This is a genomic window from Trebonia sp., from assembly GCF_030042015.1.
Classification (GTDB): domain Bacteria; phylum Actinomycetota; class Actinomycetes; order Streptosporangiales; family Streptosporangiaceae; genus Trebonia.
Map to the genome: position 1 here is coordinate 1 of NZ_JASIAL010000252.1, position 22,866 is coordinate 22,866.

Here is a 22,866-nt window from a genome sequence, read left to right on the forward strand (position 1 = left end):
GTTCCAGAACTACGCGCTGTACCCGCACATGACCGTGGAGGAGAACCTGGCGTTCGGCCTGAAGCTGCGCAAGACGCCGCGGGCGGAGATCAGGCGGCGGGTCGGCGACGCGGCCAAGATGCTCGGTCTCGAGCCGTACCTGTCCCGCAAGCCGGCCGCGCTGTCCGGCGGCCAGCGGCAGCGGGTCGCGATGGGCCGCGCGATCGTCCGCGAGCCGCAGGCGTTCCTGATGGATGAGCCGCTGTCGAACCTCGACGCCAAGCTGCGCGTGTCGATGCGGGCGGCGCTGAACCAGCTCCATGAGCGGCTCGGGACCACGACCGTGTACGTGACGCACGATCAGGTCGAGGCGATGACCCTCGGCAACCGGGTGTGCGTGCTGCGGGACGGCAAGCTGCAGCAGGCCGACACCCCGCAGACGCTGTTCGACTCGCCGGTGAACCTGTTCGTGGCCGGCTTCATCGGATCGCCTGCGATGAACTTCGCGCTTGCCGGCCTCGTCCGCGACGACGGCCCGGCGGCGACCTTCGCCGGCTGCCGGCTGCCGGTGCCCGCGTCCGTGCTCGACGCCAGGCCGGGCCTGGCCGACTACCTCGGCCGCAAGGTCATCCTCGGCATCCGGCCGTCCGACTTCGAGGACGGGTCCCTGGGTGACGCCTCGTGGGCCCGCATGCCGGTCACGGTCGGGGTCACCGAGGAGCTCGGCAGCGAGATCCACGTGATCTTCGCCATCGACGCGCCGCCCATCGAGCACGCGTCGATCACCAGCGCGGCGGCCGGCCACGAGGACGAGGGCGAGACGGTCGCGGCGCTCGCCGGGGGCAAGTCGCTGTGGACGGCGCGGGTGTCCGCGCGGTCTTCTGTGCGTCCGGGGCAGCCGCTCGAGCTCGCGGTGGACACCCGGCGGCTGCACTTCTTCGACCCCGCAAGCGGTGCGGCGATCGGGCACCCGCTGGCCGCCGAGGCTGTGATTCCCGGGGTCGGCGTTCCGGAATAGGCAGCCCGCGACGGCGAACCGGAAGGCGCGGGATGGAACGCGGGAGACAGTGGTGCTAGCGCCGCAGCCGCGCCCTGCTAGTACCAGTTATCGCGAAGACTTTTTTTATCGTGAAGAGATTTAGCAGCTAGTACTACATAAAGTCTTCGCGTTCTTGGCCCCGGCCTCGGAAGTCTCAAGTGCAGATTGCGACAAATCACGCGAAACCTCGCATACTGGCTCCGGCCATATAGTTCAGCGGTTTCCTGTCGAGGCCATATCCCGGTCCACAGCGGATGAATGTTGCATCGAGCCGGATATAGGCGGCTGAATGTCACGTTCATCCGGGCGCCTGCCGCGAAGGCAGCCCTGGCGGCAATCGCCGCGTTGCGGTGGCGCGCGTGATCGGGGACCCTGTCAGGAGACAGGCGACGCGATCGAAGGGAGTGGCACGCATGTCCGGGCAGCTGCACGCCACCATTGCCTACTACGATCCGCCCGCTCGGCCCCCCGACGACGCGCGGCCGGACTTCACGAACCTGCCGCTGCGCGGCAGGCCCGTGCGGATCGAGGACATACGCGGCCGGGCGGATGAGTTCTCCCTCGACCGCGAGGGCTTCACCGTCGTCGACGCCCCGACGCGGGTCAGGAATTTCTACGACCGTGCCGAGGTCGCGCTGGCCTACGTCCCCGAGGTCGGCGAGCTGCTGCGCGCCGTGACCGGATGCGGCGCGACCGCGATGCTCAACTCCCCCGTGGTGCGGCTGTCCAGCCGGGCCGCCGAGCGGCCCGCCGGCGCGACGATGACCGGGGACTTCGTACACGCGGACTACAACGTTCCGGCTGCCGAGCAGATGCTGCGCCGGACGCTGCCTGCGCAGGAGGCCGAAGCCCGGCTGCGGCACCGGTACTCGATCTTCAACGTCTGGCGGGCGTTCTCCGCGCCGCCCCAGGACGTGCCGCTGGCGTTGTGCGACACCCGGTCGGTCGCGCCGCAGGACAAGCAGCAGTGTTCGATCACGTTGCAGATCTCCAGCGGTGAGGTGATGACCTGGGAGAACATCGCCTACCTGCACAGCGCGGAGCACCGCTGGTTCTACTGCTCGGACATGAGGCGGGATGAGGCGTACGTGTTCCGCGGCTTCGATTCCGATCCGGCCCGCGCCGAGCAGGTGCCGCACAGCGCCTTCGAAGACCGGACCTGCCCGTCCAGCGCGGCCCCGCGCGCCAGCATCGAAATCCGGATGTTCGCGTTCTACGACGAATAGACCGAGGTCCCCCACGCCGCCGACCTCGGACCGTATCCGGATGGGGCCGGCAGGAGGCAGGATGGTCGGGTGAGATGGATCGCGCAAGGCACACGAAGGGCGCGCCGCACCGGCTTGGTCATGCTGGTTGCCGCGGTGCTGACGGCGATCGGGGCGATCGGGGCGGCATCGCCGCTGGCCGGCCAGGCGCTGGCGGCAACCGGCACGTCAGCGCGCGCCGCAGCCGTGGCCGGTGACTCCCCGGCCGGCTTCTGGTACGGGACTGACAGCACCACGGTCGCGATCTCCGGGTCCGCGCCCTACCAGGTACCGGTCATCGGCGGCGACTACGGCGGATACATCGGGATGACCGGCAACTGGGCGAACCTCGCCGGGTGCCACAAGATCGTCGTCTGGTCCGCGGTCAATAGCAGCCAGGCCAACGCCAACTACGCCCGCCACCTGGGCATCGGCACCGGCGTCTACTGGTTCATGGGCGGGCCAGGGGTCGACCCGCACTACAACGGGACGCAGAGCGAGGCATACGCCTGGGGCGAGCAGCAGGCGGCGCGGACCCTGTACGACATCTCGCACGTGCACGTGACCTACCCGGTCGTGTTCATGGACATCGAGATCCCCGGCAACGCTCCCAGCTACACCCCGGCCCCCGACAACGGATGGAACACCGTGTACACCTCGGCGTGCAGCGGCATCGTCAGGACGTCTTACGTCCCGGCCACGCTGGACCGGGCCGTGCTCAACGGCTTCGCCGCCTACCTGACCAGCCACTCCCACTACAAGGCGGGCGTGTACTCGGCCCCCGACATCTGGGCCGAGATCTTCGGGACAGGCACCACGTCGCTGATATCCAACACGTATGAGTGGACCTATGAGTCCTTCACCGCCAGCCTGGCCCACCACCCCGCCGGCTGGTGCCTGGCGGGCACGTCCACCTGCGCGAACTTCTTCGGCGGGCAGACGAGCGCGTCGAAGTATGCCCTGATGTGGCAGTGGTCGGGAGGCGGCGGCAGCTATAACGGCGTCGGCGACTTCGACCAGATCGACGCGAACAGGACCCCGTCTTAGCCGATGCCAGCCGACGATAGCCGGCGCTAGCCGGCCTGGCCGGCGGGCACGGGCTCGCCCGGCGCGTGGTCGCTCACGCGGAAGTCGAGCGCGTCGCCGTCCCGCGCCACCGTGACGTGCTGCCCGGGCCGGAGCCGGCCGTCGAGCAGCATCTCCGACAGCCGGTTGTCCACCTCGCGCTGGATAGTCCGGCGCAGCGGCCGGGCGCCGAATTCGGGCTGGAAGCCGCGCCGTGCCAGCCAGTCGACCGCGTCCTCGGTGTAGTCCACGGTGATGGCCTGCGCGTGCAGCCGCCGCGTCGTCTCTTCGAGGAGCAGGCTCGTGATCTGCCGCAGCTGCGTCTCGTCGAGCTGCCTGAAGACGATGATCTCGTCGACGCGGTTGAGGAACTCCGGCCGGAAGGCCTCGCGCAGCCGGCCCATGAGCCGGTCCCGCAGCGACTCCTCCTCGGCAGCGCGCGCCGCAGGCGCCCCGGGCGCCCCGGGCCCCCCGCCCGCGCGACCGCCGCCGCCCCCGCCGAAGCCGAGCGCCCGCCTGCCGATCACGTCAGAGCCGAGGTTGCTGGTCATGATGAGGACCGTGTTCTTGAAGTCGACCGTGCGGCCCTGCCCGTCGGTGAGGCGGCCGTCGTCGAGCACCTGCAGCAGAATGTTGAACACGTCCGGATGCGCCTTCTCGATCTCGTCGAGCAGCAGCACGGCGTATGGCGTGCGGCGCACCGCCTCGGTCAGCTGGCCGGCCTCCTCGTAGCCCACGTAGCCGGGCGGGGCGCCCACCAGCCTGCTCACCGTGTGCCGCTCCTGGAACTCGCTCATGTCGATCCGGATCATCCGGTCCTGGCTGCCGAACAGCGCCTCGGCGAGCGCCCTGGCGAGCTCGGTCTTGCCGACGCCGGTCGGGCCGAGAAACAGGAAGCTGCCGATGGGCCGGTTCGGGTCGCCCAGCCCGGCGCGCGACCGCCGGACGGCCTCGGCCACCACGGACACCGCCTCGTCCTGGCCGACCACCCTGTGGTGCAGCTGCTCTTCCAGTCGCAGCAGCCGTTCCTTCTCCTCCGCGGTGAGCTGCGCGACCGGGATTCCGGTGGCTCGCGACACCACGCCGGCGATGTCGGCGGGGGTGACCTCGGGCACCGTCTTCTCGCCGCCGCCGGCGCTGTCGCCGGCCTGCGTCAGCTCGGCGATCTCGTCCCGCAGCGCGCCGGCCCGCCCGTAGTCCTCCACGGCGACCGCCTCGTCCTTCTCGCGTTGCAGCCGCTCCAGCCGCTCTTCCCGCTCGCGCCGGTCCCGGGCCGGCGTCTTCGTGCGCAGCCGGACCCGGGCGCCCGCCTGGTCGACGAGGTCGATCGCCTTGTCCGGCAGGAACCGGTCGGTGATGTAGCGGTCGGACAGGTCCGCCGCCGCGACAAGCGCCTCGTCGGTGAAGCGGACCTGGTGGTGGGCCTCGTAACGGTCGCGCAGGCCGCGCAGGATCTCGATCGTCTCGGTCACCGAGGGCTCAGGCACCAGGATCGGCTGGAAGCGCCGTTCAAGCGCGGCGTCCTTCTCGATGTTCTTGCGGTACTCGTCGATCGTGGTGGCGCCGATGATGTGCAGCTCGCCGCGCGACAGCGCGGGCTTGAGCATGTTCCCCGCGCTGATCGCGCCCTCCGCGCCGCCGGCGCCGACGACGGTGTGCAGCTCGTCGATGAAGGCGATCAGGCTCTCGCCGTGCGCGCGGATCTCGTCGATGACCTTCTTCAGCCGCTCCTCGAAGTCGCCACGGTACCGGGTGCCTGCCACCATCCCCGCGAGGTCGAGCTGGATCAGGCGCTTGTCGCGCAGCGTGTCCGGCACGTCCCCGTCGACGATGCGCTGGGCGATGCCCTCCACGATCGCGGTCTTGCCGACGCCGGGATCGCCGATGAGCACCGGGTTGTTCTTCGTGCGCCGCGACAGCACCTCGACCGTCTGCTCGATCTCCTGCTCCCGGCCCACCACCGGGTCGACCCGCCCCTCGCGGGCCATGGCGGTCAGGTCGGTGCCGAACTGGTCGATCGTCGGCGTGTCCGACGGCGACCTGCCGCCCGGGCGGCCGCCGCCCTGCGCGCCCCCGCCGCCGGCGATCGCGTCCCCGAGCGACTCGGCGGTGACCCGCGCGTCCCGCAGCAGCCGTCCCGCGGCCGACTCGGGGTTGACCGCGAGCGCCAGCAGCATGTGCTCCGGGCCAATGTAGGAGGTGCCGAACGCCCTGGACACCTGCCGGGCGTCGAGCAGCGCGCGCTTCGCCGACGGCGTGAGGTTGGGCATCTCCTCCCGCGGCTGGCCGCGGCCGGCGTGGGAGTCGATCTCCCGCGCGATAGCGTCAGGGTCGGCTCCCGCCGCCGCGAGCAGCCGCCGCAACGGCTCCTGCCGGGTGGCGGCCCACAGCAGGTGGTCGGTGTCCAGGTCGGCGTCCCCCCACGCGGCCGCCTGGGTCGCCGCGTCGCGGACGAGCTGGCGGGCCTGCTCGGTCATCAGCCGCCCTATCTCGACGCGCTGCGCCGGCCGCTGCGGCGTGGCTCCGAAGTAACGTGCGAGGAATTCGTCGAACGGACTCGCGCCGAAGTCGCCCGACCCGAACGGGTCGTACGTCATGATCGCCCCCTGACCAGTGCCGGTGATGCCAGGGCCCCCGCCTGCGCCCCCGCGGGACAAGCGCCCGGCACACCGGCCGTACCCGGCCGTTCACGAGCCGAAACTGCCGGTCAGGCCCGGGCGCCCCGGTCAGGACCCGGCCGCGAGCGCGGCACGGGCGGCGGCGCGCACCTGGCTCGCGTAGGACGCGCCGAACAGGCACGCGTGCACGAGCAGCGGGTGCAGCTGGTGCAGCGGGACCCGGTCCCGCCAGCCGTCGGCCAGCGGCGCCGCCCGCGTGTACGCGCGCAGGATCTCATCCAGGTACGGGGCGCCGAACAGCGCGAGCATCGCCAGGTCGGTCTCCCGGTGCCCGCCATGCGCGGCGGGGTCGATCAGCCACGCGCGCCCGCCGGACCACAGGATGTTCCCCGACCACAGGTCGCCGTGGATCCGGCTGGGCGGCTCGGGCGGGCCGGCCAGCTCCCCGATCCGCGCCGCCACGGCCTCCACCAGGTGCACGTCGGCTCCGGACAGCGCACCGCAGTCACGCGCCTTCCGCAGGTACGGAACGAGCCGTTGCTCCGCGTACCAGCCCGCCCATTCTCGCCCAGGGGCGTTGCCCAGCGGGAGGCTCGCGATGAAGCCGGGCCACGGCGCGCCGAAGGACGGCGCGCCCGCCGCGTGCAGCCGGGCGAGGGCGGCGCCGAACTCGGCCGCCGCCTCCCGGGTCGGGCGCCCGGCCGGCAGCAGCTCGATGACCAGCAGGCTCTCGTCCACGCCGAGGACTTCGGGGACGGGAACCGCGGCCGCCTGCGCCAGCCAGCGCAGCCCGTTGGCCTCGCTGGCCCGGGGGGACGACCCCCCGGAACCCCCCGGCTGCGGCTTGACGCCGCACCTGCTCCGGGGATCCGGGGGCTGTGCGGGCTCCATGCCTGCGCGGGTTACGCTCGCTTTCGTGAGCACCGCGAGCGTCGACAGGCAGCGTGACTCGGCTGAGCTGCCCGAGCTGATGCGGCGCGATGTCCGGCTGCTCGGCGAGATGCTCGGCGAGGTGATCAGCGAGTCTGACGGGCCCGGCCTGCTCGCGGACGTGGAGCGGCTGCGGCACGCGGTGATCGAGGCCCGCCGCGTCCCTGACCGCGCCTCCGCGGCGGCCAGCGCGGCCGGGGACGCCATCGCCGCCCTGGTCGCCTCCTGGTCCCAGGCGCGGGCCGAGCAGGTCGCCCGCGCGTTCACGGTGTACTTCCACCTGGTCAACCTGGCCGAAGAGCAGCAGCGCGTGCGCACGCTCCGCGAGCGCGACTCCGGTGACCTCGCGCCCAGGGAGTCGCTCGCCGACGCTGTCGCCAGGATCACCGCAGAACAGGGCCGCGGGCATGTGGACGAGCTGCTGGCCGGGCTGCGCGTGTACCCCGTGTTCACCGCCCACCCCACCGAGGCGCGCCGCCGCGCCGTGGTCGCGTCGCTGCGCCGGGTCAGCGGCCTGCTCGCCGCCGTCGACGACAGCCGGGCGGGCGCGGCGCAGGAAAAAGAGACGCGGCGGCAGCTGCGCGAGGAGGTCGACCTGCTGTGGCGGACCGCGCAGCTGCGGGTGGCCGGGATGACGCCGGCCGACGAGGTCCGCACGGTGATGACCGCGTTCGACGAGACGCTGTTCCGGCTCGTGCCCGTGCTGTACCGGGCGCTGGACCAGGTGCTGCTCGGCCCGGACAGCGGGCGGGCGCCCTCGCCTGTGCCGGCGTTCCTGCGGTTCGGCAGCTGGGTCGGCGCCGACAGGGACGGCAATCCGACGGTCACCTCGGCGGTCACCAGGGAGGCCGCGGTGATCCAGGCCGACCACGCGCTGCGCGCGCTCGAGGCGGCCTGCACCCGGATCGGGCGGGCGCTGACCGTGAACGAGGGCGCCGCGCCGCCGTCGGCCGAACTGCGCCGGGCGCTGGCCGCGGCCTCGGCCGCGCACCCGGACCTGCTCGCTGACATCCGCGCCCGCTCGCCGATCGAGCCCTACCGTGCCTATCTCCTCTTCGCCGCCGAACGGCTGCTGGCCACCCGCGCCCGCGACGCGGACCTGGCCTACGCCGGGCCCGCGGAGTTCCTCGCCGACCTGCGCCTGGTCCAGTCGTCGCTCGCGGCGGCCGGGGCGGTCAGGCAGGCATACGGGGAACTTCAGCACCTGATCTGGCAGGCCGAGACGTTCGGCTTCCACCTGGCCGGCCTTGAGGTCAGGCAGCATTCGCAGGTGCACGCCCGGGCGCTCGACGAGCTGCGCGGGTGGGGCCGATCGTCACCCGGCCAGCCGCTTGCCGAGCCGTCTGCCATGACTGCCGAGGTGCTCGACACGATCCGGGTGATCGCGTGGATCCAGCGCCGGTTCGGCGTGGCCGCCTGCCGCCGGTACATCGTCTCGTTCACCACCTCGGCCGCCGACATCGCGGCGGTGTACGAGCTGGCGGCACACGCGTTCCCCGACGGGGACGGGCCGGCGCTCGACGTCGTGCCGCTGTTCGAGAGCGGCGACGACCTGGCGCGGGCGCCCGCCGTGCTGACGTCGATGCTGTCGCTGCCGCCGGTCGCCGCCCGGCTCGAGGCGAACGGGCGGCAGCTTGAGGTGATGCTCGGGTACTCGGACTCGGCGAAGGAACTGGGGCCCGCCTCGGCCACCCTGCGGCTGTTCGACGCGCAGGCGGAGCTGGCGTCGTGGGCGGCGGGGCACGGGGTGAAGCTGACGCTGTTCCACGGCCGGGGCGGGGCGCTCGGCCGTGGCGGCGGCCCGGCGGGGCGGGCCGTGCTCGCGCAGGCGCCCGGGTCGGTGGACGGCCGGTTCAAGGTCACCGAGCAGGGCGAGGTGATCTTCGCGCGGTACGGCACGCCCGCGATCGGGCTGCGCCACCTGGAGCAGGTCACCTCCGCGGTGCTGCTCGCGTCCTCGCCGTCGGTGGCCGCGCGCAACGGCAGGGCGGCGGCCGCGTTCCGCGCGCTGGCCACCGCGATCGACGACGGGGCACGCGCGGCGTTCCGCGCGCTCGCCGAGACCGACGGGTTCGCCGGCTGGTTCGCGCGGGTCAGCCCCCTTGAGGAGATCGCCGGGCTGCGCATCGGCTCGCGCCCCGCCCGGCGCGGGCACGGCGGCGGCCCGCTCGGCCTCGAGGACCTGCGCGCGATCCCGTGGGTGTTCGCCTGGGCGCAGACCAGGTTCAACCTGCCCGGCTGGTACGGCCTGGGCAGCGGCCTGGCGGCCGCCGAGTCCGCCGCCGGGGTCGCCGAACTGCGCCGCGCGTACCGGGAGTGGCCGCTGCTGGCCACGCTGCTCGACAACGCCGAGATGAGCCTGGCCAAGACCGACCGGGCGATCGCCGCGCGTTACCTGGCCCTCGGCGCCCGCCCGGACCTGACCGCCCGGGTGCTCGCCGAATACGACCTGACCAGGCGCCTCGTGCTGGCCGTCACCGAGCACGACCGGCTGCTCGCCGACCGGGCGGTCCTGTCCCGCGCCATCGTGCTGCGCGACCCCTACGTGGACGCCCTGTCCTACCTGCAGCTGCGCGCGCTGTCCGCGCTGCGCGCGGACAGCGCGCCCGCCGAGCGCGAGTCACTGGAGCGGCTGCTCCTGCTCACGGTCAGCGGCGTGGCCGCCGGCCTGCAGAACACCGGCTGACCGGGCCGCGGCCCGGCCGGCGGCGGGTGCGGCAGGCCGCACGGTGCGGAACGCCAGTGCCGCGGCGCCCAGCGTGACGAGGCTGGCGACGGCGGCTATTCCGGGAAGCCGGGCCGCCTGGGCGAGGAAGGGCCCGGCGACGGCGCCGGCCAGCGTGGCGGCCGCCTCGCCGGTGACGAACGCGGCGCTAACCCGGCCGAGTACCGCGCCGGGGACCGCCCGCTGCACGGCGGTCTGGGGCACCACCGCGGACATCGTGCCGAACATCCCGATGGCTACTGCCGCCGGCAGCGCCCGGGGCAGCGACGACGAGGTGAACAGCAGGAAGTAGGCCACGCCGGTTGCCGTCAGGGTCGCGGTGAGCAGGATCCGGACCTGGGCACGGTCCAGGAGCGCGCGCAGCGCAGGGGCGCTGAGCAGGACGCCGGCGCCCAGGCAGGACAGCAGGAAGCCGGTGTGCTCGGTGCCTCCCAGCCGCTGGACGCCGAAAGGGATGAGCACGGCGCTCAGCGATGCGTTGGCCGCCAGGAAGATGACCGTGACGGGAAGCAGCGCCCTGACGGTCGGCTCGCGCCGCAGCGCGCGTACCCCCTCGGCAAGGTCGCCGGCCACGTCAGCGAGCGAGGCGGGGCGGCCAGCGCGTTCACCGCCGGCCCGCGAGGTCATGGCGTTGGCGGCAGCGCACGCCAGGTAGCTGAGCGCGTCGGCGCAGATCAGCCAGCTGACGCCGCAGTAGGCCAGCAGGATCCCGCCGAGCGGGCCGCCGATGAGCTGCATGGTGCCGCCCGCGAGCGCGTTGAGGGAGTTGGCGCTGCTGAGCACGGTCCCTGTACCGACGATCGACGGCGTGCGCGCCAGCGCGGCCGGCTGGTAGAGAACACCGCCGGCGTTCTCGGCGACAAGAGCGGCATAGAGTACCCAGTAACGTCCGGGAGACAGGCCGGCCAGCATTGCCGCGACGGCGACGGCGCGCAGCAGGCTGGTACCGATCATCAGGCGGCGCCTGTCCCACCGGTCGGTAAAGACGCCGGCGACCGGCCCGAGCACCAGCCCCGGCAGGTACTCCGCGGCGAGAGTGAGCCCGGTATCGCGCAGCGAGCCGGTGACCTGGAAGACGTGAGCGGGGATGGCGAGAATCAGCAGCCACGAGCCGAAGGAGCTGATGAGGCCGCCGCCCCACAGCAACCGGAAGTCCCGTGTCCTGAGCGCCTGGAACATGGCCGCCGCCCGCCGTTGGAGGAGGAGTTTTCTATCAGAATAGCTCTTAGATTTTGTGTTCTGTCAAGATAGGAGCGGCATGGGAGAGGCGGAGATCGGCCGTCAGCTGCGGGCGCGGCGGAGCGCCGCGGGCCGGACCGTGGCCTCCGTCGCGACCGACGCGGGCCTGTCGGTGCCGTATATCGCCAACCTCGAGAACGGCAGGGGAAACCCGACGATCACCGCGCTGACGAGGCTCGCCGCGGCCCTCGGCATGCGCCTGGCGATCACGCTCGTGCCGGACGACCAGGCCGGGCCGTCGCGGGAATCCTCGTCGCCGCAAGTGCCCGCCGCGCTGGTCCGGCTCGCCCGCACCGCCAGGTTCCGGCGAACGGTCACGACGATCGCCATGGCGCTCGGTGTCGATGCGGGCGAGCTCTCCGCGCGCCTCGTGGCCGCCCTGGCGACGCTCGCGCAGGCCATGGGCAAGGACCTGGCCGAGGCGGACTGGTGGCGCATCCTCGATGCGCTCGTGCTGATCGCTACTCATCCTGCCGCGGAGGTGGCTGACGATGGTGTCTATCGAGGCCGTCACGATCGACAGGCCTGACGGTGTGAACGTGATCATCGGGCAGGCCCACTTCATCAAGACCGTCGAGGACCTGCACGAGACCCTCGCCGGGGCGAGCCCGCACCTGCGCTTCGGCGTGGGCTTTTGCGAGGCGTCGGCGGCCAGGCTGGTCCGCCGGTCGGGCAATGACCCGGAGCTGACCGAACTGGCCGCAAGGAACGCCCTGGCGGTCGGCGCCGGCCACGCGTTCATCGTGATGCTTCGCGACGGCTTCCCGATCAACGTGCTAACCAGGTCAAGGCCGTGCCCGAGGTGTGCGCCGTCTACTGCGCGACCGCCAACGACGTGGACGTCCTGGTCGCGGTCACCGACCGGGGGCGCGGGGTGGTCGGCGTGATTGACGGGTCACCGCCGGCCGGGATCGAGACCGAGTCCGACGAAGCCGAGCGCCACCAGCTGCTGCGCGCCATCGGCTACAAACTCTGACCGGCCGGGGGTCCGGCTCCGCCGTCAGATCCGGCCGGCTGCGACAGGCGCCACGGCCCGTTCGGGATGATGAATGGGCCAGCAGGCGAACCGGGCGTCCGCCTCTTCCCCGGCGGCCAGCCGGGCGAGGGCCTTCCTGCTCGGCTCGTCGACGGGGGTGTAGACCGCCATCCGGGCGCCCGGCACCGCCTGCACGGCGAAGCTGGTCGACGCGGCGGTGATCTCGCCCACGCCCGGGTGGCGGAAGACCTTCACCACGCTGCCCGGCTTGGCGACGTCGTGCGCCGCCCACGCCGTGGCGAACACCGGGCTCTGCGCCTCGAGGCGCCGGATGAAGTGCGTCCAGGCAGGATCGCCGACGTGCCTGCCGTAGGCGGCGCGCAGCTGCGCGATCATGGCGTCGCAGTGCGCCTGCTGGTCGTCCACGGGGCAGCAGCAGGGCGGGCCGGTGAGCATGGACAGCAGGGTGTTCCGCTCATCGGGCGGGGCGGAGGTCACCCGGGGGAACAGCGCGGCGTACACGCGGTTCCAGGCGAGCAGGTCGAACCGCTCGGTCACCACGCTGGCGGGGAGCGGGAGCGCGTCGAGGATCTGCTGTACCTCGGGCGGCAGCGGGCAGTCGTCGCAGCCGGGCACGCCTGCCGCGCCGGGGAGGTCGGCGAGCCGGAACAGGTGCTCGCGCTCGGTGGCGTCAAGCCGCAGCGTCCTGGAGACCGCGTCGAGCACCTGGACGCTCGCGTTGATCGGCCGGCCCTGCTCCAGCCAGGTGTACCAGGTGACGCCGACCCCGGCTAGCTGGGCGAGCTCCTCGCGGCGCAGCCCGCTCGTGCGGCGGCGGGTGCCGGCGGGCAGACCGACATCCTCCGGGCCGATGCGCTCCCGGCGGGTGCGCAGGAACGCGGCGAGCTCGGTGCGCCGCGCGCTGCTGACCGCGTGACTGCCGTTCCCGTTCGGGGTGTTCACATCCGCCATCCTCTGCCAAGACAGCCGGCCGTGCCAGGTGGTACTACTACCAGGATAAGCAGGCTCCTGGTACCAGGATAAAGCATCGCGCAGACTTTCTGCCATGACCGATCTCACCCAAGTCCTCGCGCCGCGCGCCGGCCAGCGCGCGGCCGCCCGCGGCCCGCGGCCCGGCACGGTGCTCGCGATCGTGCTGACCGGCCAGCTGATGGCCGTGCTCGACGCGACGATCGTCAACGTCGCGGTGCCATCGATGCACGCGGGGCTGCACGCGTCCGGGGCGGGGCTGCAGCTCATCGTGGCCGGATACACGATCGCGTACGCCGTGCTGCTGATCACCGGCGCGCGGCTCGGCGACATCCTCGGCTACCGCAGGATGTTCCTGGCCGGGGTGTCCCTTTTCACGCTGTCCTCGCTCGGCTGCGGTCTCGCGCCGACCGCCGGTGTCCTCGTCGGCCTGCGCTTCATCCAGGGCGCCGGCGCCGCCGCGATGATCCCGCAGGTGCTCAGCCTGATCCAGCGGACCTACGCAGCTCCGGGCCCGCGGGCGCGGGCGATGAGCCTGTACGCGACCGTGCTGTCCGGCGGCGCGGTGCTCGGCCAGGTGGTGGGCGGCCTGCTGATCAGCGCCGACATCGCCGGCAGCACCTGGCGGCCGATTTTCCTCGTCAACGTCCCCGTGGGCGCTGCCGTGCTGGCCTGCGGCAGGCTGCTGCCCGCGGGCCGCTTCGACGGGACGCGCTCCCGCACTCTTGACCTGCCAGGGCTGCTCACGCTGGCGCCCGCCGTGCTGGCGTTCGTGCTGCCGCTCGTGCTCGGTCAGCCGCTCGGCTGGCCGGCCTGGGGCTGGGCGCTGCTGGCCGCGTCCGTCGCCGGCTTGGGCGCGCTCGCCGTCGTGGAGCGGCGGGTGGCGGCCCGCGGCGGGCAGCCGATCCTGCCGCGGGCACTGCTCGGGCTGCCCGGCGTGGCCACGGGGATCGCCGGGCTGTTCGCGGTCATGGTCGTGTTCGGCGGCTGGCTGTTCGGGTTCGCCCTGCAGATGCAGGACGGGCTCGGCGAGTCCGCGCTGCGCGCCGGGCTGACGTTCGCGCCGTCCGCGGTGGCCTTCGCGCTGGTCAGCCTCAACTGGCAGCGGCTGCCCGCCAGGTACCACCCGGTCCTGATCGTCTGCGGCTTCGTCGCGAACGGTGCCGGGCTGCTCGGGCTCGGCCTGCTGATGCGCTCGGGCGCGACCGGCGGCGGCTGGGCCTACGTCGTGGCGGCGGTGGCCGGGGCGGGGATGGCGTCGGCCTTCGGGCCGCTGATGACCCGCGTGCTGTCCCGGGTTCCTGTCGCGATCGCGGCGGACGCAAGCGGCCTTGTCGTGACCGTGAACCAGCTGGGGATCGTCACGGGGATCGCGACGTTCGGCACGCTGTACCTCAACCTGGCCGGCCGGCTGCCCGCGCACGCGTCGGCCGCCTTCACCCTCGCGTCGGCGCACGCGTACCTGGCGACGTCGGCCGCGCTCGCCGGACTGGCCGTGCTTGGCATCGGGCTCGCCGTGGCGCACGTGCGGAGCAGTAGGCTGCCTGCGTGAGCAGGACGCATCGGCTTGAACTTGACGACCAGACGCTGCGCGAGTGGGACGCGGCCGTGGTGGAGTCCGGCCCGGACGGGATCGTGCTCGACCGGTCCGCGTTCTACCCGGGCGGCGGCGGGCAGCCGCCGGACCACGGCGTGCTGCTGTGGGGCGGCGTGCAGACCCGGATCCTGGACGCGCGCAAGGGCGACGAGCTCTACCTGCTGCCGGCGGACGGCGACCCGCTGCCGCCCGTCGGCACGGCGGTGCGCGGCGCGGTCGAGGATGCGCGGCGCACCGCGCTGATGCGCACCCATTCGGGGCTGCACGTGCTGTGCGGGGTGGTGTTCCGTGACTTCGGCGCGCTGGTGACCGGCGGGAACATGGAACCGATGACCGCGAGGATGGACTTCGACCTGCAGACGGTGCCGCCGGGCTTCAAGGAGGCGGTCGAGGACGCGTGCAACGCGGAGGTGCGTCTTGACCGGCGCATCGTGGTGCGCGAACTGCCCCGCGCGGAGGCGTTCCGGCTCCCCGACATCATCCGCACCGCGACGAACCTGGTGCCCGAGGACGTCAAGGACGTGCGGATCGTGGACATCGTCGGCCTGGACCAGCAGGCCGACGGCGGGACCCACGTGGCCTCCACCGCCCAGGTCGGCCGGATTTGCGTGGTCAAGGTGGAGAACAAGGGCAAGGGCTTCCGCCGGCTGCGCATCGCCATCGGCGACTGATGGCGGCCGCACCGATGCGGGCTCCGCTCCGCCAGGAAGTGCTGCGCGGCGCGCTGGCCGGCGCCGGCGGCGCCGGCGCCGGCGGCCTGTGGAAGTCCATCGAGGTCGTCGCCACGACCGGATCGACGAACACCGACCTGCTGGCGCGCGGCGGCCGCTCAGGGCAGGTGCTTGTCGCGGAGGAGCAGACTGCCGGGCGCGGCCGGATGGGCCGGTCCTGGGTCAGCGACCCAGGCGCCGCGCTGACGTTCTCCGTGCTGCTTCGCCCGGCCTCGGTTCCCGCCGCCAAGCGAGGCTGGCTGCCGCTGCTTGCCGGGGTCGCGGTCGCGACCGCCGTGCGCGCCGCGGCCTCGGTGCCGGCGACGCTGAAGTGGCCCAACGACGTCCTGGTGGGCGAAAGGAAGCTGGCCGGCATCCTGGCCGAGCAGTCCGGGGACGCGGTCGTCGTCGGGATCGGCGTGAACGTCGCCACGCCGGCGGAGGCGCTCCCGGCCTCCCCTGCCGGCGTTCGCGCGACATCGCTGCTCGCCGAGGGCGCGGACGTCGCCAGGGACGTGCTGCTCGTCGAGGTGCTGCGCCAGCTGGAACGCTGGTACCTGGCGTTCGGCGCCGACCCGGACCCGGATCGCAGCGGCCTGCGGGCCGCGTACCTGGCCGTGTGCGGCACGCTCGGCCGCCGCGTGCGGGCAGAGCTGCCGGGCGGCCGGACGGTGTCCGGCGTCGCGGAAGACGTCGACGCCGACGGCCGCCTGCTGGTCGCCGAGCCTGGCGGCACGTCCCCGACGCCGGTCTCCGCGGGCGATGTGGTGCACCTGCGGTAGCCGGCTCCCCGTCCGGTTTGTTCCTGGTTGCTGCTGTCAGGCCGACAGAAAACCGGAACAAATCAATCGCTTAGCAGTGACAGCCGCCCTCGCGTAGCGCCTCGGCCATGAGATCGGTGACACGTACCAGGCGCTGCTGAACTCCGGCGGCAAGCACGGCCTGCGCGCCGCGATCGGTCGCCATCCAGGTGGCCGCGTCTACCAGCGAACGAGCGAGCCGCGTCTGTGGCGGCTGCCGCACTGGATGGATGTCCCGCGACGTCAGGTTCCGCGAGTAGTGCACGACAAGCGGGTAGGGCGGTCGAGCCTCCCGCATCGTGCGCCCAGCTGGCAGCAGCAAATAGATCGGGCCAACCCCGGCGTATCGAAGCGCCGTGTGCCTGGGGCTACCGTGAAAGAGCCCTACCATGTCCGGTATGGGATATGACCGCTCTTTCGCGGCGGGCGAGCAGTGCGTCGAGATCTTGCATCCGCACTGGAAGACGCTGGTGCGGCCGATCGCGCTCGCGTTTGTCGTGGTCGCCGCGCTCCTCGTGGGGGAGGTGCTGATCCCGGCAGGCAAGGACGCGGGGATCGAGCGGCTGGCGGTGGCCGTGGCGGCGATCGTGCTGCTCATGTGGTGGCTGATGGGTCCGCTGCTGCGGTGGCGTACCACCGTCTACGAGCTGACCACGCGCCGCATGCGGCTGCGGGACGGGATCATCGCGCGCCACGGCCGGGACATCCCGCTGTCGAGGATCACCGACGTCTCATTCCGCAAGGGGCCGCTTGACCGGTTGCTCGGCTGCGGCACGCTGATCGTGGAGTCGGCAGGCGAGCATGGCGAGATCACGCTGACCGAGATCCCGCACGTGGAGCACGTGCAGGCCACGCTGTTCCAGCTCGTCGAGGACGAGCGGCTGCGGGTCGGCCGGGAGGACAGGGACGTGATGGACTAGCCTACGGCCGTGAGGCAGGCTTTGGACGGCATCACCGTGCGCCGTCACGACGGGTACGTTGCGGAGATCGTGCTCGATCGCCCGGCGGCGATGAACGCGCTGAACACGGCGATGGCGGAGTCGATCGCCGCCGCCTGCGCGGACATCGGCGCCGACAGGAGCGTGCGCGCCGTCGTGCTCGGCGCGGCCGGGACGAAGGCGTTCTGCGCGGGCGCGGACCTCAAGGAGCGCAACGCGATGACCGACGCCCAGATCCTGCGGCAGCGCGGGGTGTTCCGCGCGGCATTCGGCGCGGTGCTCGGGCTTCCGCAGCCCGCCGTGGCCGCCGTTCACGGATACGCCCTAGGGGGCGGCTGCGAATTCGCGATGAGCTGCGACATTATCGTGGCTGATGAGACGGCCGTGTTCGGGCTGCCCGAGGTGACCGTCGGGCTCGTGCCAGGCGGCGGCGGAACGCAGCTCGCGCTGCGCAGGCTAGGTGCCGGGCTGGCCGCCGACCTCATCCTGACCGGCCGCCGCATCTCGATCGACGAAGCCGAACGGTCCGGTCTCGTTGCCCGCCGCGTCCCCGCAGGCCAGGCACGTGCCGCGGCCTTGGAGGTGGCGTCGGCGATCGCGGCCAACTCCCCGGTCGCGGTCCGGGCCGCGAAACGGGCGCTGCGCAACGGCTGGGGCGTCACGCTGGAATCCGCGCTCGACATCGAGGACGCGGCGTGGCGGACCGCGGCGCTGTCCGGCGACCGGCGGGAGGGGATCGCGGCGTTCGCGGACAAGCGCGCGCCGCAATGGCCGGGAGAGTGACCGGCGGCCCATGCGGCAAGTGGCCGGCGCCACGAGTTAGCCTGGGATTGTGAGCTGGGAGCTGCCGTCGAGGATCTCGCTGCGCGAGGTCGGGCCCCGGGACGGGCTGCAGAACGAGGATCCCATCCCCACCGATGCCAAGGTGTCGCTCGTGGACACGCTGTCGCTGACCGGGGTGGGGCGGATCGAGGCGGTCTCGTTCGTCCGTCCCTCGGCGATCCCGCAGATGGCCGACGCGGACGAGGTGTGGGCGCGGATCAACCGCTCGCCGCGCGTGCGCTACTCGGGCCTGGTGCCGAACCTCCGCGGCGCGGTCCGCGCGCTTGACGCCGGGGTGACCGAGCTCGAGGTCGTCGTCTCGGCCTCAGAGACGCACAACCTGAAGAACGTGAACCGCACGACCGGCGAGTCGCTTGACGAGATCGCCGCGATTCTCGACATGGCACATGTCAGGGGCGCGAGCGTCCAGGTGATCGTCTCGACCGCGTGGGGCTGCCCCTACGAAGGAGACGTCCCGGTCGGGCGCGTGGTCTCCGTGGCGTCGAAGGCGGTGCTCGACGGGGCGGACTCGGTGTCGTTCGGCGACACGACAGGGATGGCGACGCCCACCCGGGTGCGCAAACTCGTCGGCGCGTTCCGCGACGCGAACGCTGGGATCCCGCTGAACCTGCACTTCCACAACACGCGGGGCACCGGCCTGGCCAACGTGCTCGCCGCCCTCGAGCTCGGCGTGGCGGACTTCGACGCCTCGGTGGGCGGCCTCGGCGGCTGCCCGTACGCCCCGGGCGCGACAGGCAACATCGCGACCGAAGAACTCGTCTACATGGCCGAGGACATGGGCATCGACACCGGCGTCTCGCTGGACGCGCTGCTCGAGGCGGCGGCCGAGGCCGAGCGCGCGGTCGGGCACACGCTGCCCTCGCAGGTGCTCCGCGCCGGACCGCGCACCAGGATCATCCCGGTCTAACCGGCGCGGAAGCCATCGCGGCGCCCGGTGGAGCAGCCATCGCGGCGCCCGGCGGACCGCACCCGGGCGTCCCTGCTACGCGCTTTTTACCGTGGCTTTACTATTTAGTCATGACCCGTGTGCTGCTCGCCGAGGACGACACCTCGATCTCCGAGCCGTTGTCCCGAGCGCTTCGCCGCGAGGGCTACCAGGTGGAAATCACCGAGGACGGGCCGGCCACGCTCGGCCGCGCGCTCTCCGACGGGATCGACCTCATCCTGCTCGACATAGGGCTGCCCGAACTGGACGGCCTTGAGGTGTGCCGCCGCGTCCGGGCCGAAGGCCACACGGTGCCGGTGCTCATCCTCACCGCCCGGGCCGATGAGGTGGACACCGTCGTCGGCCTCGACGCCGGCGCCGACGACTACGTGACCAAGCCCTTCCGGCTCGCGGAGCTGCTCGCCCGGGTCCGCGCGCTGCTGCGCCGGGGCAGCGCGGAGAGCCCGGGGACGGTGCGCGGAGTCCGGATCGACGCGGACGCGCGCCGCGCCTGGCACGGCGACATCGAGCTCGACCTCACCACCAAGGAGTTCGACCTGCTGTGGATCCTGCTGCGCGATGCGGGGAAGGTCGTCACCCGCGAGCAGATCATGCGCGAGGTGTGGGACGCCAAGTGGTGGACGTCGACAAAGACGCTCGACATGCACATCTCGTGGCTGCGCCGCAAGCTGGGGGACGACGCGCACAACCCGAGGTACATCACGACCGTCCGCGGTGTCGGGTTCCGCTTTGAGCGCGGCGACTGAGCCCAGCGGGGAACGGTAATGCGCGTGCGGCTGTGGCTTTCCGCGGCGGTGGTCGGGGCGCTGGCGGCGCTCGTGGTCGGCGTGCCGCTCCTGGTCGCCGCGGCGATCCACGACGCTGTCATGCTGGCGCTCGGCCTGCCGCTGCTCGCGGTGGCCTGCTGCCTGGCCGTGGTGCTGGCCGGGATAGTGGCACGCCGGGCGGCGCGGCCGGTGGAGGAACTGGCGGAGGCGGCCGGCCGGCTCGGCACCGGCGACCCGCGGCCGGTCGGCCGCCGCTACGGCGTGACCGAGCTCGACCAGGTGGCCGACGGCCTGGACAGCGCTGCCCGCCGGGTCACCCACCTGCTGACCGCCGACCGCGAGCTGGCCATCGACGCCTCGCACCAGCTGCGCACGCCGCTGACCGCGCTGTCCATGCGGCTTGAGGAGATGATCGCGTCGGCCGATGACCCGCAGGTCGTGCGGGAGGAGGGCACCGCGGCCCTCGCGCAGGCCGAGCGTCTGGCCGACGTGGTCAGCCAGCTGCTCAGCCCGGCGCGCCGGGTGGGCGCCGGGTCCGCGGCCCTCATCAGCGTCGACAGGATCGTGCTGCAGCAGATCACCGAGTGGACCCCCGCGTTCCGCCGGGCAGGCCGGAAGATGGTGCTCATCGGGGAGTCCCGGCTGCAGGCGTACGTGACCCCGGGCGGGCTGGCCCAGGTGATCGCGACCTTGCTCGACAACGCGCTGATGCACGGCAAGGGCACCGTGACGATAAGGCGGTCGCAGTCGGTGAGCTCCGTGGTGATCGAGGTCGAAGACGAGGGCGACGGGGTCCCCGCCGATCTGGTATCGCGCATCTTCGAGCGCAGCGTCAGCGGGCGGCCGGAGGGCACCGGGCTCGGGCTCGCCCTGGCCAGGACGATGGCCGCCGCCGACGGCGGCCGGATCGTGCTGGCACGCCGCAAGCCCCCCGTGTTCGCCGTGTTCCTGCCCCGCAACCCGCCAGGTGCCCGCGCCCGGACCGCCAAGAGCGGCCCCGCGTAGCCGGCGCGGTCTAGCCGCCGTCTAGCCTGGCGGCTTACGGTGGCGGCCGACGGTGACCAGGGGAGGCGCCACGGTTCCGTTCGGCATCGTGTTGCCCGGCAGCCGCACCGGCTCCCAGTCGGCGGGCCCGTGGGGCGCCGTAGGCGGCCCGTGGGGCGCCGCGGCGGCGACCGGTGCGCGCTCGGTCACGGCAGGCTCCAGGGCGGGAGCCAGGAACACCCACTGGCGGTAGGCGAAGTACCTGAAGATGGTGCCGAGGCCGGTGCCCACGAGGCTGGCGATGTTGTACGCGATCGGGTCCTTGTAGCCGAGCACGTACGTCGTGCAGGCGATCACCGCCTCCGCGATGATCAGCCCGACGACGTTGAGCGCGATGAACAGCACGCCCTCGCGCAGCAGCGGCTGGTTCTCCCGGTGCCGGAACGTCCAGAACCGGCTGCCGACGTAGGTGACGACGGTCGCGGCGCCGATCGAGATCGCCTTCGCCGTGAGCGGGCCCACGTGGTAGGAGCCGTGCAGCACCGCGGCGCCGCCGAGGTCGATGACAGCGCCGATGCAACCGACCACGCCGAACTTGGCGAGTTCCGGTATCAGGTGCCGGACACGGTCGTACAAGCCGGCGACAGGTCGGGCCATGCGCAGGTTGCCCCTCTCCTCGTGCTGCGCATACACGGTAGCCGACCTTATGCCCCGACGTGCCGGAACCGACGTGGAACAGCAAATGGAGGCGGTTCCGCGTAGGCTACAGCGCGTGATTTCAGCGTCCTCGCCCGCGGGCCCGATTCCCCGCAAGTCGGGCACGGGGATGCCGGTCGTCGGCATGGTCGGCGGCGGCCAGCTGGCGCGGATGACGGCGCAGGCGGCGATCGGGCTCGGTGTCACGTTCCGCGTGCTCGCCGGGTCGGCTGCGGACAGCGCGGCGCTCGTCACGCGCGACGTGACAGTCGGGTCGCACCTGTCGCTGTCCGACGTCGGGTCGTTCGCCGCCGGGTGCGACGTCGTCACGTTCGACCACGAGCACGTTCCCGGCGAGATCCTGACCGCCCTGGAGGCGGCGGGCGTCCTGGTCAGGCCGGGGTCGGCCGCGCTGCGGTTCACCCAGGACAAGCTGGCGATGCGCGACCGGCTGGCCGGGCTCGGCGTGCCCTGCCCGCGGCACGCGCCGGTGTCCTCGGTGGCGGACGTCGTGTCGTTCTGCGGCGGGACCTGGCCGGTGGTGCTCAAGGCGGTAAGCGGCGGGTACGACGGCAAGGGCGTGTGGGTGTGCTCGTCGGCGTCCGACGCCGCGGACGTGCTGGGACACGGGATCGCGCTGCTCGCGGAGGAGTTCGTGCCGTTCCGGCGCGAGCTCGCCGCGCTGGTCGCCCGGTCCCCGTCCGGCCAGGGCGCGGCATACCCGGTCGTGCAGACCGTGCAGGTGGACGGCATCTGCCGGGAGGTGATCGCGCCCGCGCCCGGGCTTGCCGCCGGGCTGGCGGAATCGGCGCAGGCCGCGGCCCTGGGGATCGCGTCCTCGCTCGGCGTGGTCGGCCTGCTCGCCGTCGAGCTGTTCGAGACGTCCGACGGCCTGCTGGTCAACGAGCTGGCGATGCGGCCGCACAACAGCGGGCACTGGACGATCGAGGGAGCGCGCACCTCGCAGTTCGAGCAGCACCTGCGCGCGGTGCTCGACCTGCCGCTCGGCTCTTGTTCGCCGGCGTCCCCGCCGGGCGCCTTTACCGTGATGGCAAACCTACTCGGTGGAACAGATTCCGACATTTACGACCGTTACATTCACGTGATGGCGGCGGACCCCGCGGTAAAGGTGCACTTTTACGGTAAAGAGGCGCGCCCCGGCCGGAAAATCGGACACGTCACGGTCGCCGGCGCGGCAGGGGATGACGTGACGGCGGCGCGCGACCGCGCGCGGCGCGCGGCGAGTTACCTCCGCTGGGGAGCAGAAAACGGCGACTAGTGCCGACTTGGGCGGAGCGCCGCCCATGGATGTAACGCGATCGCGAAATTCGGCGATTAGACATACTGGACGAACTTCTCCAACTAACGTGTCACACACTTACTGACTCATATAGGTTCCAGGAGGCTTCGTGAGCGTCGGCGAAGCGCTTGCCGAGGCGCGCTACCGGGCGGGCCTTACCCTTGATGAGGTCAGCGAGCGCAGCAGGATCAGGGAAGCGGTTATCCTCAGCATCGAGCAGGATGACTATGACGCCTGCGGCGGGGAACTCTACGTGCGCGGCTACGTCCGCGCGATCGCCAGCGCGATCGGCATCGACGCCCAGCCGCTGATCCGCGAGTACGACGAGGGACAGGCGAACGCCCCGGTGGGCGCCAGGCTGGCGGTCACCCGCCCGGACGCGGCCGCCCTGTCCGCCCCGACCGCCCCGGCCGTCCCCTCCGCCGCGGCCGTCCCCTCCGCCCCGAGCACCCGGTCCGCCGCCTCCGCCCCGAGCGCCCG

21 protein-coding genes and 1 pseudogene are annotated in these 22,866 nt (G+C 72.5%); 16 read left to right on the plus strand and 6 right to left on the minus strand.

Features of this window, described 5'->3' with window-relative positions:
- From Q1N79_RS13440 to Q1N79_RS13450, 3 genes are all read left to right on the plus strand, one after another.
- Nucleotides 1-997, plus strand: a 997-nt coding sequence (locus Q1N79_RS13440) for an ABC transporter ATP-binding protein (RefSeq protein ID WP_300608942.1), incomplete at its 5' end; no start/stop codon positions are given.
- Nucleotides 998-1,431: 434 nt separating this feature from the next.
- Nucleotides 1,432-2,244 (plus strand): CmcJ/NvfI family oxidoreductase, encoded by an 813-nt coding sequence (locus Q1N79_RS13445; RefSeq protein ID WP_300608944.1) that lies wholly within the window; start codon nt 1,432-1,434, stop codon nt 2,242-2,244.
- Nucleotides 2,245-2,364: 120 nt separating this feature from the next.
- Nucleotides 2,365-3,309, plus strand: coding sequence for a hypothetical protein (locus Q1N79_RS13450; RefSeq protein WP_300608946.1), 945 nt, complete (start codon nt 2,365-2,367; stop codon nt 3,307-3,309).
- 26 nt (nt 3,310-3,335) lie between these two features.
- On the opposite strand, the gene Q1N79_RS13455 is transcribed toward Q1N79_RS13450, so the two are convergent.
- On the minus strand, nt 3,336-5,924 hold the full coding sequence (locus Q1N79_RS13455) for an ATP-dependent Clp protease ATP-binding subunit (RefSeq protein ID WP_300608948.1): 2,589 nt from the start codon (nt 5,922-5,924) through the stop codon (nt 3,336-3,338).
- 129 nt (nt 5,925-6,053) lie between these two features.
- Complete coding sequence (locus tag Q1N79_RS13460; protein ID WP_300608950.1) at nt 6,054-6,836, minus strand: fructosamine kinase family protein; 783 nt, start codon at nt 6,834-6,836, stop codon at nt 6,054-6,056.
- Between the two features lie 79 nt (nt 6,837-6,915).
- Between Q1N79_RS13460 and Q1N79_RS13465 the strand changes: the two genes are divergently transcribed.
- Nucleotides 6,916-9,561, plus strand: a complete 2,646-nt coding sequence (locus Q1N79_RS13465) for a phosphoenolpyruvate carboxylase (RefSeq protein WP_300608982.1) — start codon at nt 6,916-6,918, stop codon at nt 9,559-9,561.
- Here the strand turns inward: Q1N79_RS13465 and Q1N79_RS13470 are convergent.
- Nucleotides 9,496-10,779 carry an MFS transporter gene (locus Q1N79_RS13470; protein ID WP_300608952.1) on the minus strand — a complete coding sequence of 428 codons (1,284 nt, stop codon included), beginning with the start codon at nt 10,777-10,779 and terminating at the stop codon, nt 9,496-9,498. The genes Q1N79_RS13465 and Q1N79_RS13470 overlap by 66 nt on opposite strands.
- A 79-nt stretch (nt 10,780-10,858) precedes the next feature.
- Here Q1N79_RS13470 and Q1N79_RS13475 point away from each other — a divergent pair, with 79 nt between their 5' ends.
- A complete protein-coding gene (locus tag Q1N79_RS13475; protein ID WP_300608954.1) occupies nt 10,859-11,368 on the plus strand; it encodes a helix-turn-helix transcriptional regulator in 510 nt (169 codons plus the stop codon).
- Nucleotides 11,331-11,815 (plus strand): annotated as a pseudogene (locus tag Q1N79_RS13480) (adenosine-specific kinase). The gene Q1N79_RS13475 and the pseudogene Q1N79_RS13480 overlap by 38 nt, the downstream one beginning before the upstream one ends.
- Before the next feature lie 24 nt (nt 11,816-11,839).
- Here Q1N79_RS13480 and Q1N79_RS13485 read toward each other — a convergent pair.
- On the minus strand, nt 11,840-12,778 hold the full coding sequence (locus Q1N79_RS13485) for a helix-turn-helix transcriptional regulator (protein ID WP_300608956.1): 939 nt from the start codon (nt 12,776-12,778) through the stop codon (nt 11,840-11,842).
- Between the two features lie 103 nt (nt 12,779-12,881).
- On the opposite strand from Q1N79_RS13485, the gene Q1N79_RS13490 reads away from it, so the two are divergent.
- The 3 genes from Q1N79_RS13490 to Q1N79_RS13500 are packed head-to-tail and all read left to right on the plus strand — an operon-like array spanning nt 12,882 to nt 15,894.
- Nucleotides 12,882-14,357 (plus strand): MFS transporter, encoded by a 1,476-nt coding sequence (locus tag Q1N79_RS13490; RefSeq protein WP_300608959.1) that lies wholly within the window; start codon nt 12,882-12,884, stop codon nt 14,355-14,357.
- Nucleotides 14,354-15,073 carry an alanyl-tRNA editing protein gene (locus tag Q1N79_RS13495; RefSeq protein ID WP_300608961.1) on the plus strand — a complete coding sequence of 240 codons (720 nt, stop codon included), beginning with the start codon at nt 14,354-14,356 and terminating at the stop codon, nt 15,071-15,073. The genes Q1N79_RS13490 and Q1N79_RS13495 overlap by 4 nt, the downstream gene beginning before the upstream one ends.
- Nucleotides 15,073-15,894, plus strand: a complete 822-nt coding sequence (locus Q1N79_RS13500) for a biotin--[acetyl-CoA-carboxylase] ligase (protein ID WP_300608963.1) — start codon at nt 15,073-15,075, stop codon at nt 15,892-15,894. Before Q1N79_RS13495 ends, Q1N79_RS13500 begins: the two co-directional genes overlap by 1 nt.
- A gap of 70 nt (nt 15,895-15,964) precedes the next feature.
- On the opposite strand, the gene Q1N79_RS13505 is transcribed toward Q1N79_RS13500, so the two are convergent.
- Nucleotides 15,965-16,210, minus strand: a complete 246-nt coding sequence (locus tag Q1N79_RS13505; protein ID WP_300608965.1) for a hypothetical protein — start codon at nt 16,208-16,210, stop codon at nt 15,965-15,967.
- A gap of 100 nt (nt 16,211-16,310) precedes the next feature.
- On the opposite strand from Q1N79_RS13505, the gene Q1N79_RS13510 reads away from it, so the two are divergent.
- The 5 genes from Q1N79_RS13510 (at nt 16,311) to Q1N79_RS13530 (ending at nt 20,411) form a co-directional block, all read left to right on the plus strand.
- Complete coding sequence (locus tag Q1N79_RS13510; RefSeq protein ID WP_300608968.1) at nt 16,311-16,832, plus strand: PH domain-containing protein; 522 nt, start codon at nt 16,311-16,313, stop codon at nt 16,830-16,832.
- Between the two features lie 9 nt (nt 16,833-16,841).
- On the plus strand, nt 16,842-17,633 hold the full coding sequence (locus tag Q1N79_RS13515; RefSeq protein WP_300608970.1) for an enoyl-CoA hydratase-related protein: 792 nt from the start codon (nt 16,842-16,844) through the stop codon (nt 17,631-17,633).
- Between the two features lie 49 nt (nt 17,634-17,682).
- Nucleotides 17,683-18,600: a hydroxymethylglutaryl-CoA lyase gene (locus Q1N79_RS13520; protein ID WP_300608972.1), complete on the plus strand. Its 918-nt coding sequence runs from the start codon at nt 17,683-17,685 to the stop codon at nt 18,598-18,600.
- Between the two features lie 110 nt (nt 18,601-18,710).
- Nucleotides 18,711-19,385, plus strand: a complete 675-nt coding sequence (locus Q1N79_RS13525) for a response regulator transcription factor (protein WP_300608974.1) — start codon at nt 18,711-18,713, stop codon at nt 19,383-19,385.
- 18 nt (nt 19,386-19,403) lie between these two features.
- Complete coding sequence (locus tag Q1N79_RS13530) at nt 19,404-20,411, plus strand: HAMP domain-containing sensor histidine kinase (protein WP_300608976.1); 1,008 nt, start codon at nt 19,404-19,406, stop codon at nt 20,409-20,411.
- Between the two features lie 21 nt (nt 20,412-20,432).
- On the opposite strand, the gene Q1N79_RS13535 is transcribed toward Q1N79_RS13530, so the two are convergent.
- Nucleotides 20,433-21,047 (minus strand): GtrA family protein, encoded by a 615-nt coding sequence (locus Q1N79_RS13535; RefSeq protein ID WP_300608978.1) that lies wholly within the window; start codon nt 21,045-21,047, stop codon nt 20,433-20,435.
- 169 nt (nt 21,048-21,216) lie between these two features.
- Here Q1N79_RS13535 and Q1N79_RS13540 point away from each other — a divergent pair, with 169 nt between their 5' ends.
- Together Q1N79_RS13540 and Q1N79_RS13545 are read left to right on the plus strand one after the other, a co-directional pair.
- A complete protein-coding gene (locus Q1N79_RS13540; RefSeq protein ID WP_300608984.1) occupies nt 21,217-22,365 on the plus strand; it encodes a 5-(carboxyamino)imidazole ribonucleotide synthase in 1,149 nt (382 codons plus the stop codon).
- 130 nt (nt 22,366-22,495) lie between these two features.
- On the plus strand, nt 22,496-22,866 hold a 371-nt coding region (locus Q1N79_RS13545), incomplete at its 3' end, for a helix-turn-helix domain-containing protein (protein WP_300608980.1).

Coding starts and splice junctions, on each gene's coding strand:
- Q1N79_RS13475 (WP_300608954.1), top strand. CDS start 10,859: ATGGGAGAGGCGGAGATCGGCCGTCAGCTGCGGGCGCGGCGGAGCGCC.
- Q1N79_RS13535 (WP_300608978.1), bottom strand. CDS start 21,047: ATGGCCCGACCTGTCGCCGGCTTGTACGACCGTGTCCGGCACCTGATA.
- Q1N79_RS13530 (WP_300608976.1), top strand. CDS start 19,404: ATGCGCGTGCGGCTGTGGCTTTCCGCGGCGGTGGTCGGGGCGCTGGCG.
- Q1N79_RS13450 (WP_300608946.1), top strand. CDS start 2,365: ATGCTGGTTGCCGCGGTGCTGACGGCGATCGGGGCGATCGGGGCGGCA.
- Q1N79_RS13500 (WP_300608963.1), top strand. CDS start 15,073: ATGGCGGCCGCACCGATGCGGGCTCCGCTCCGCCAGGAAGTGCTGCGC.
- Q1N79_RS13490 (WP_300608959.1), top strand. CDS start 12,882: ATGACCGATCTCACCCAAGTCCTCGCGCCGCGCGCCGGCCAGCGCGCG.
- Q1N79_RS13505 (WP_300608965.1), bottom strand. CDS start 16,210: ATGCGGGAGGCTCGACCGCCCTACCCGCTTGTCGTGCACTACTCGCGG.
- Q1N79_RS13510 (WP_300608968.1), top strand. CDS start 16,311: ATGGGATATGACCGCTCTTTCGCGGCGGGCGAGCAGTGCGTCGAGATC.
- Q1N79_RS13455 (WP_300608948.1), bottom strand. CDS start 5,924: ATGACGTACGACCCGTTCGGGTCGGGCGACTTCGGCGCGAGTCCGTTC.
- Q1N79_RS13445 (WP_300608944.1), top strand. CDS start 1,432: ATGTCCGGGCAGCTGCACGCCACCATTGCCTACTACGATCCGCCCGCT.
- Q1N79_RS13540 (WP_300608984.1), top strand. CDS start 21,217: ATGCCGGTCGTCGGCATGGTCGGCGGCGGCCAGCTGGCGCGGATGACG.
- Q1N79_RS13460 (WP_300608950.1), bottom strand. CDS start 6,836: ATGGAGCCCGCACAGCCCCCGGATCCCCGGAGCAGGTGCGGCGTCAAG.
- Q1N79_RS13525 (WP_300608974.1), top strand. CDS start 18,711: ATGACCCGTGTGCTGCTCGCCGAGGACGACACCTCGATCTCCGAGCCG.
- Q1N79_RS13470 (WP_300608952.1), bottom strand. CDS start 10,779: ATGTTCCAGGCGCTCAGGACACGGGACTTCCGGTTGCTGTGGGGCGGC.
- Q1N79_RS13465 (WP_300608982.1), top strand. CDS start 6,916: ATGCGGCGCGATGTCCGGCTGCTCGGCGAGATGCTCGGCGAGGTGATC.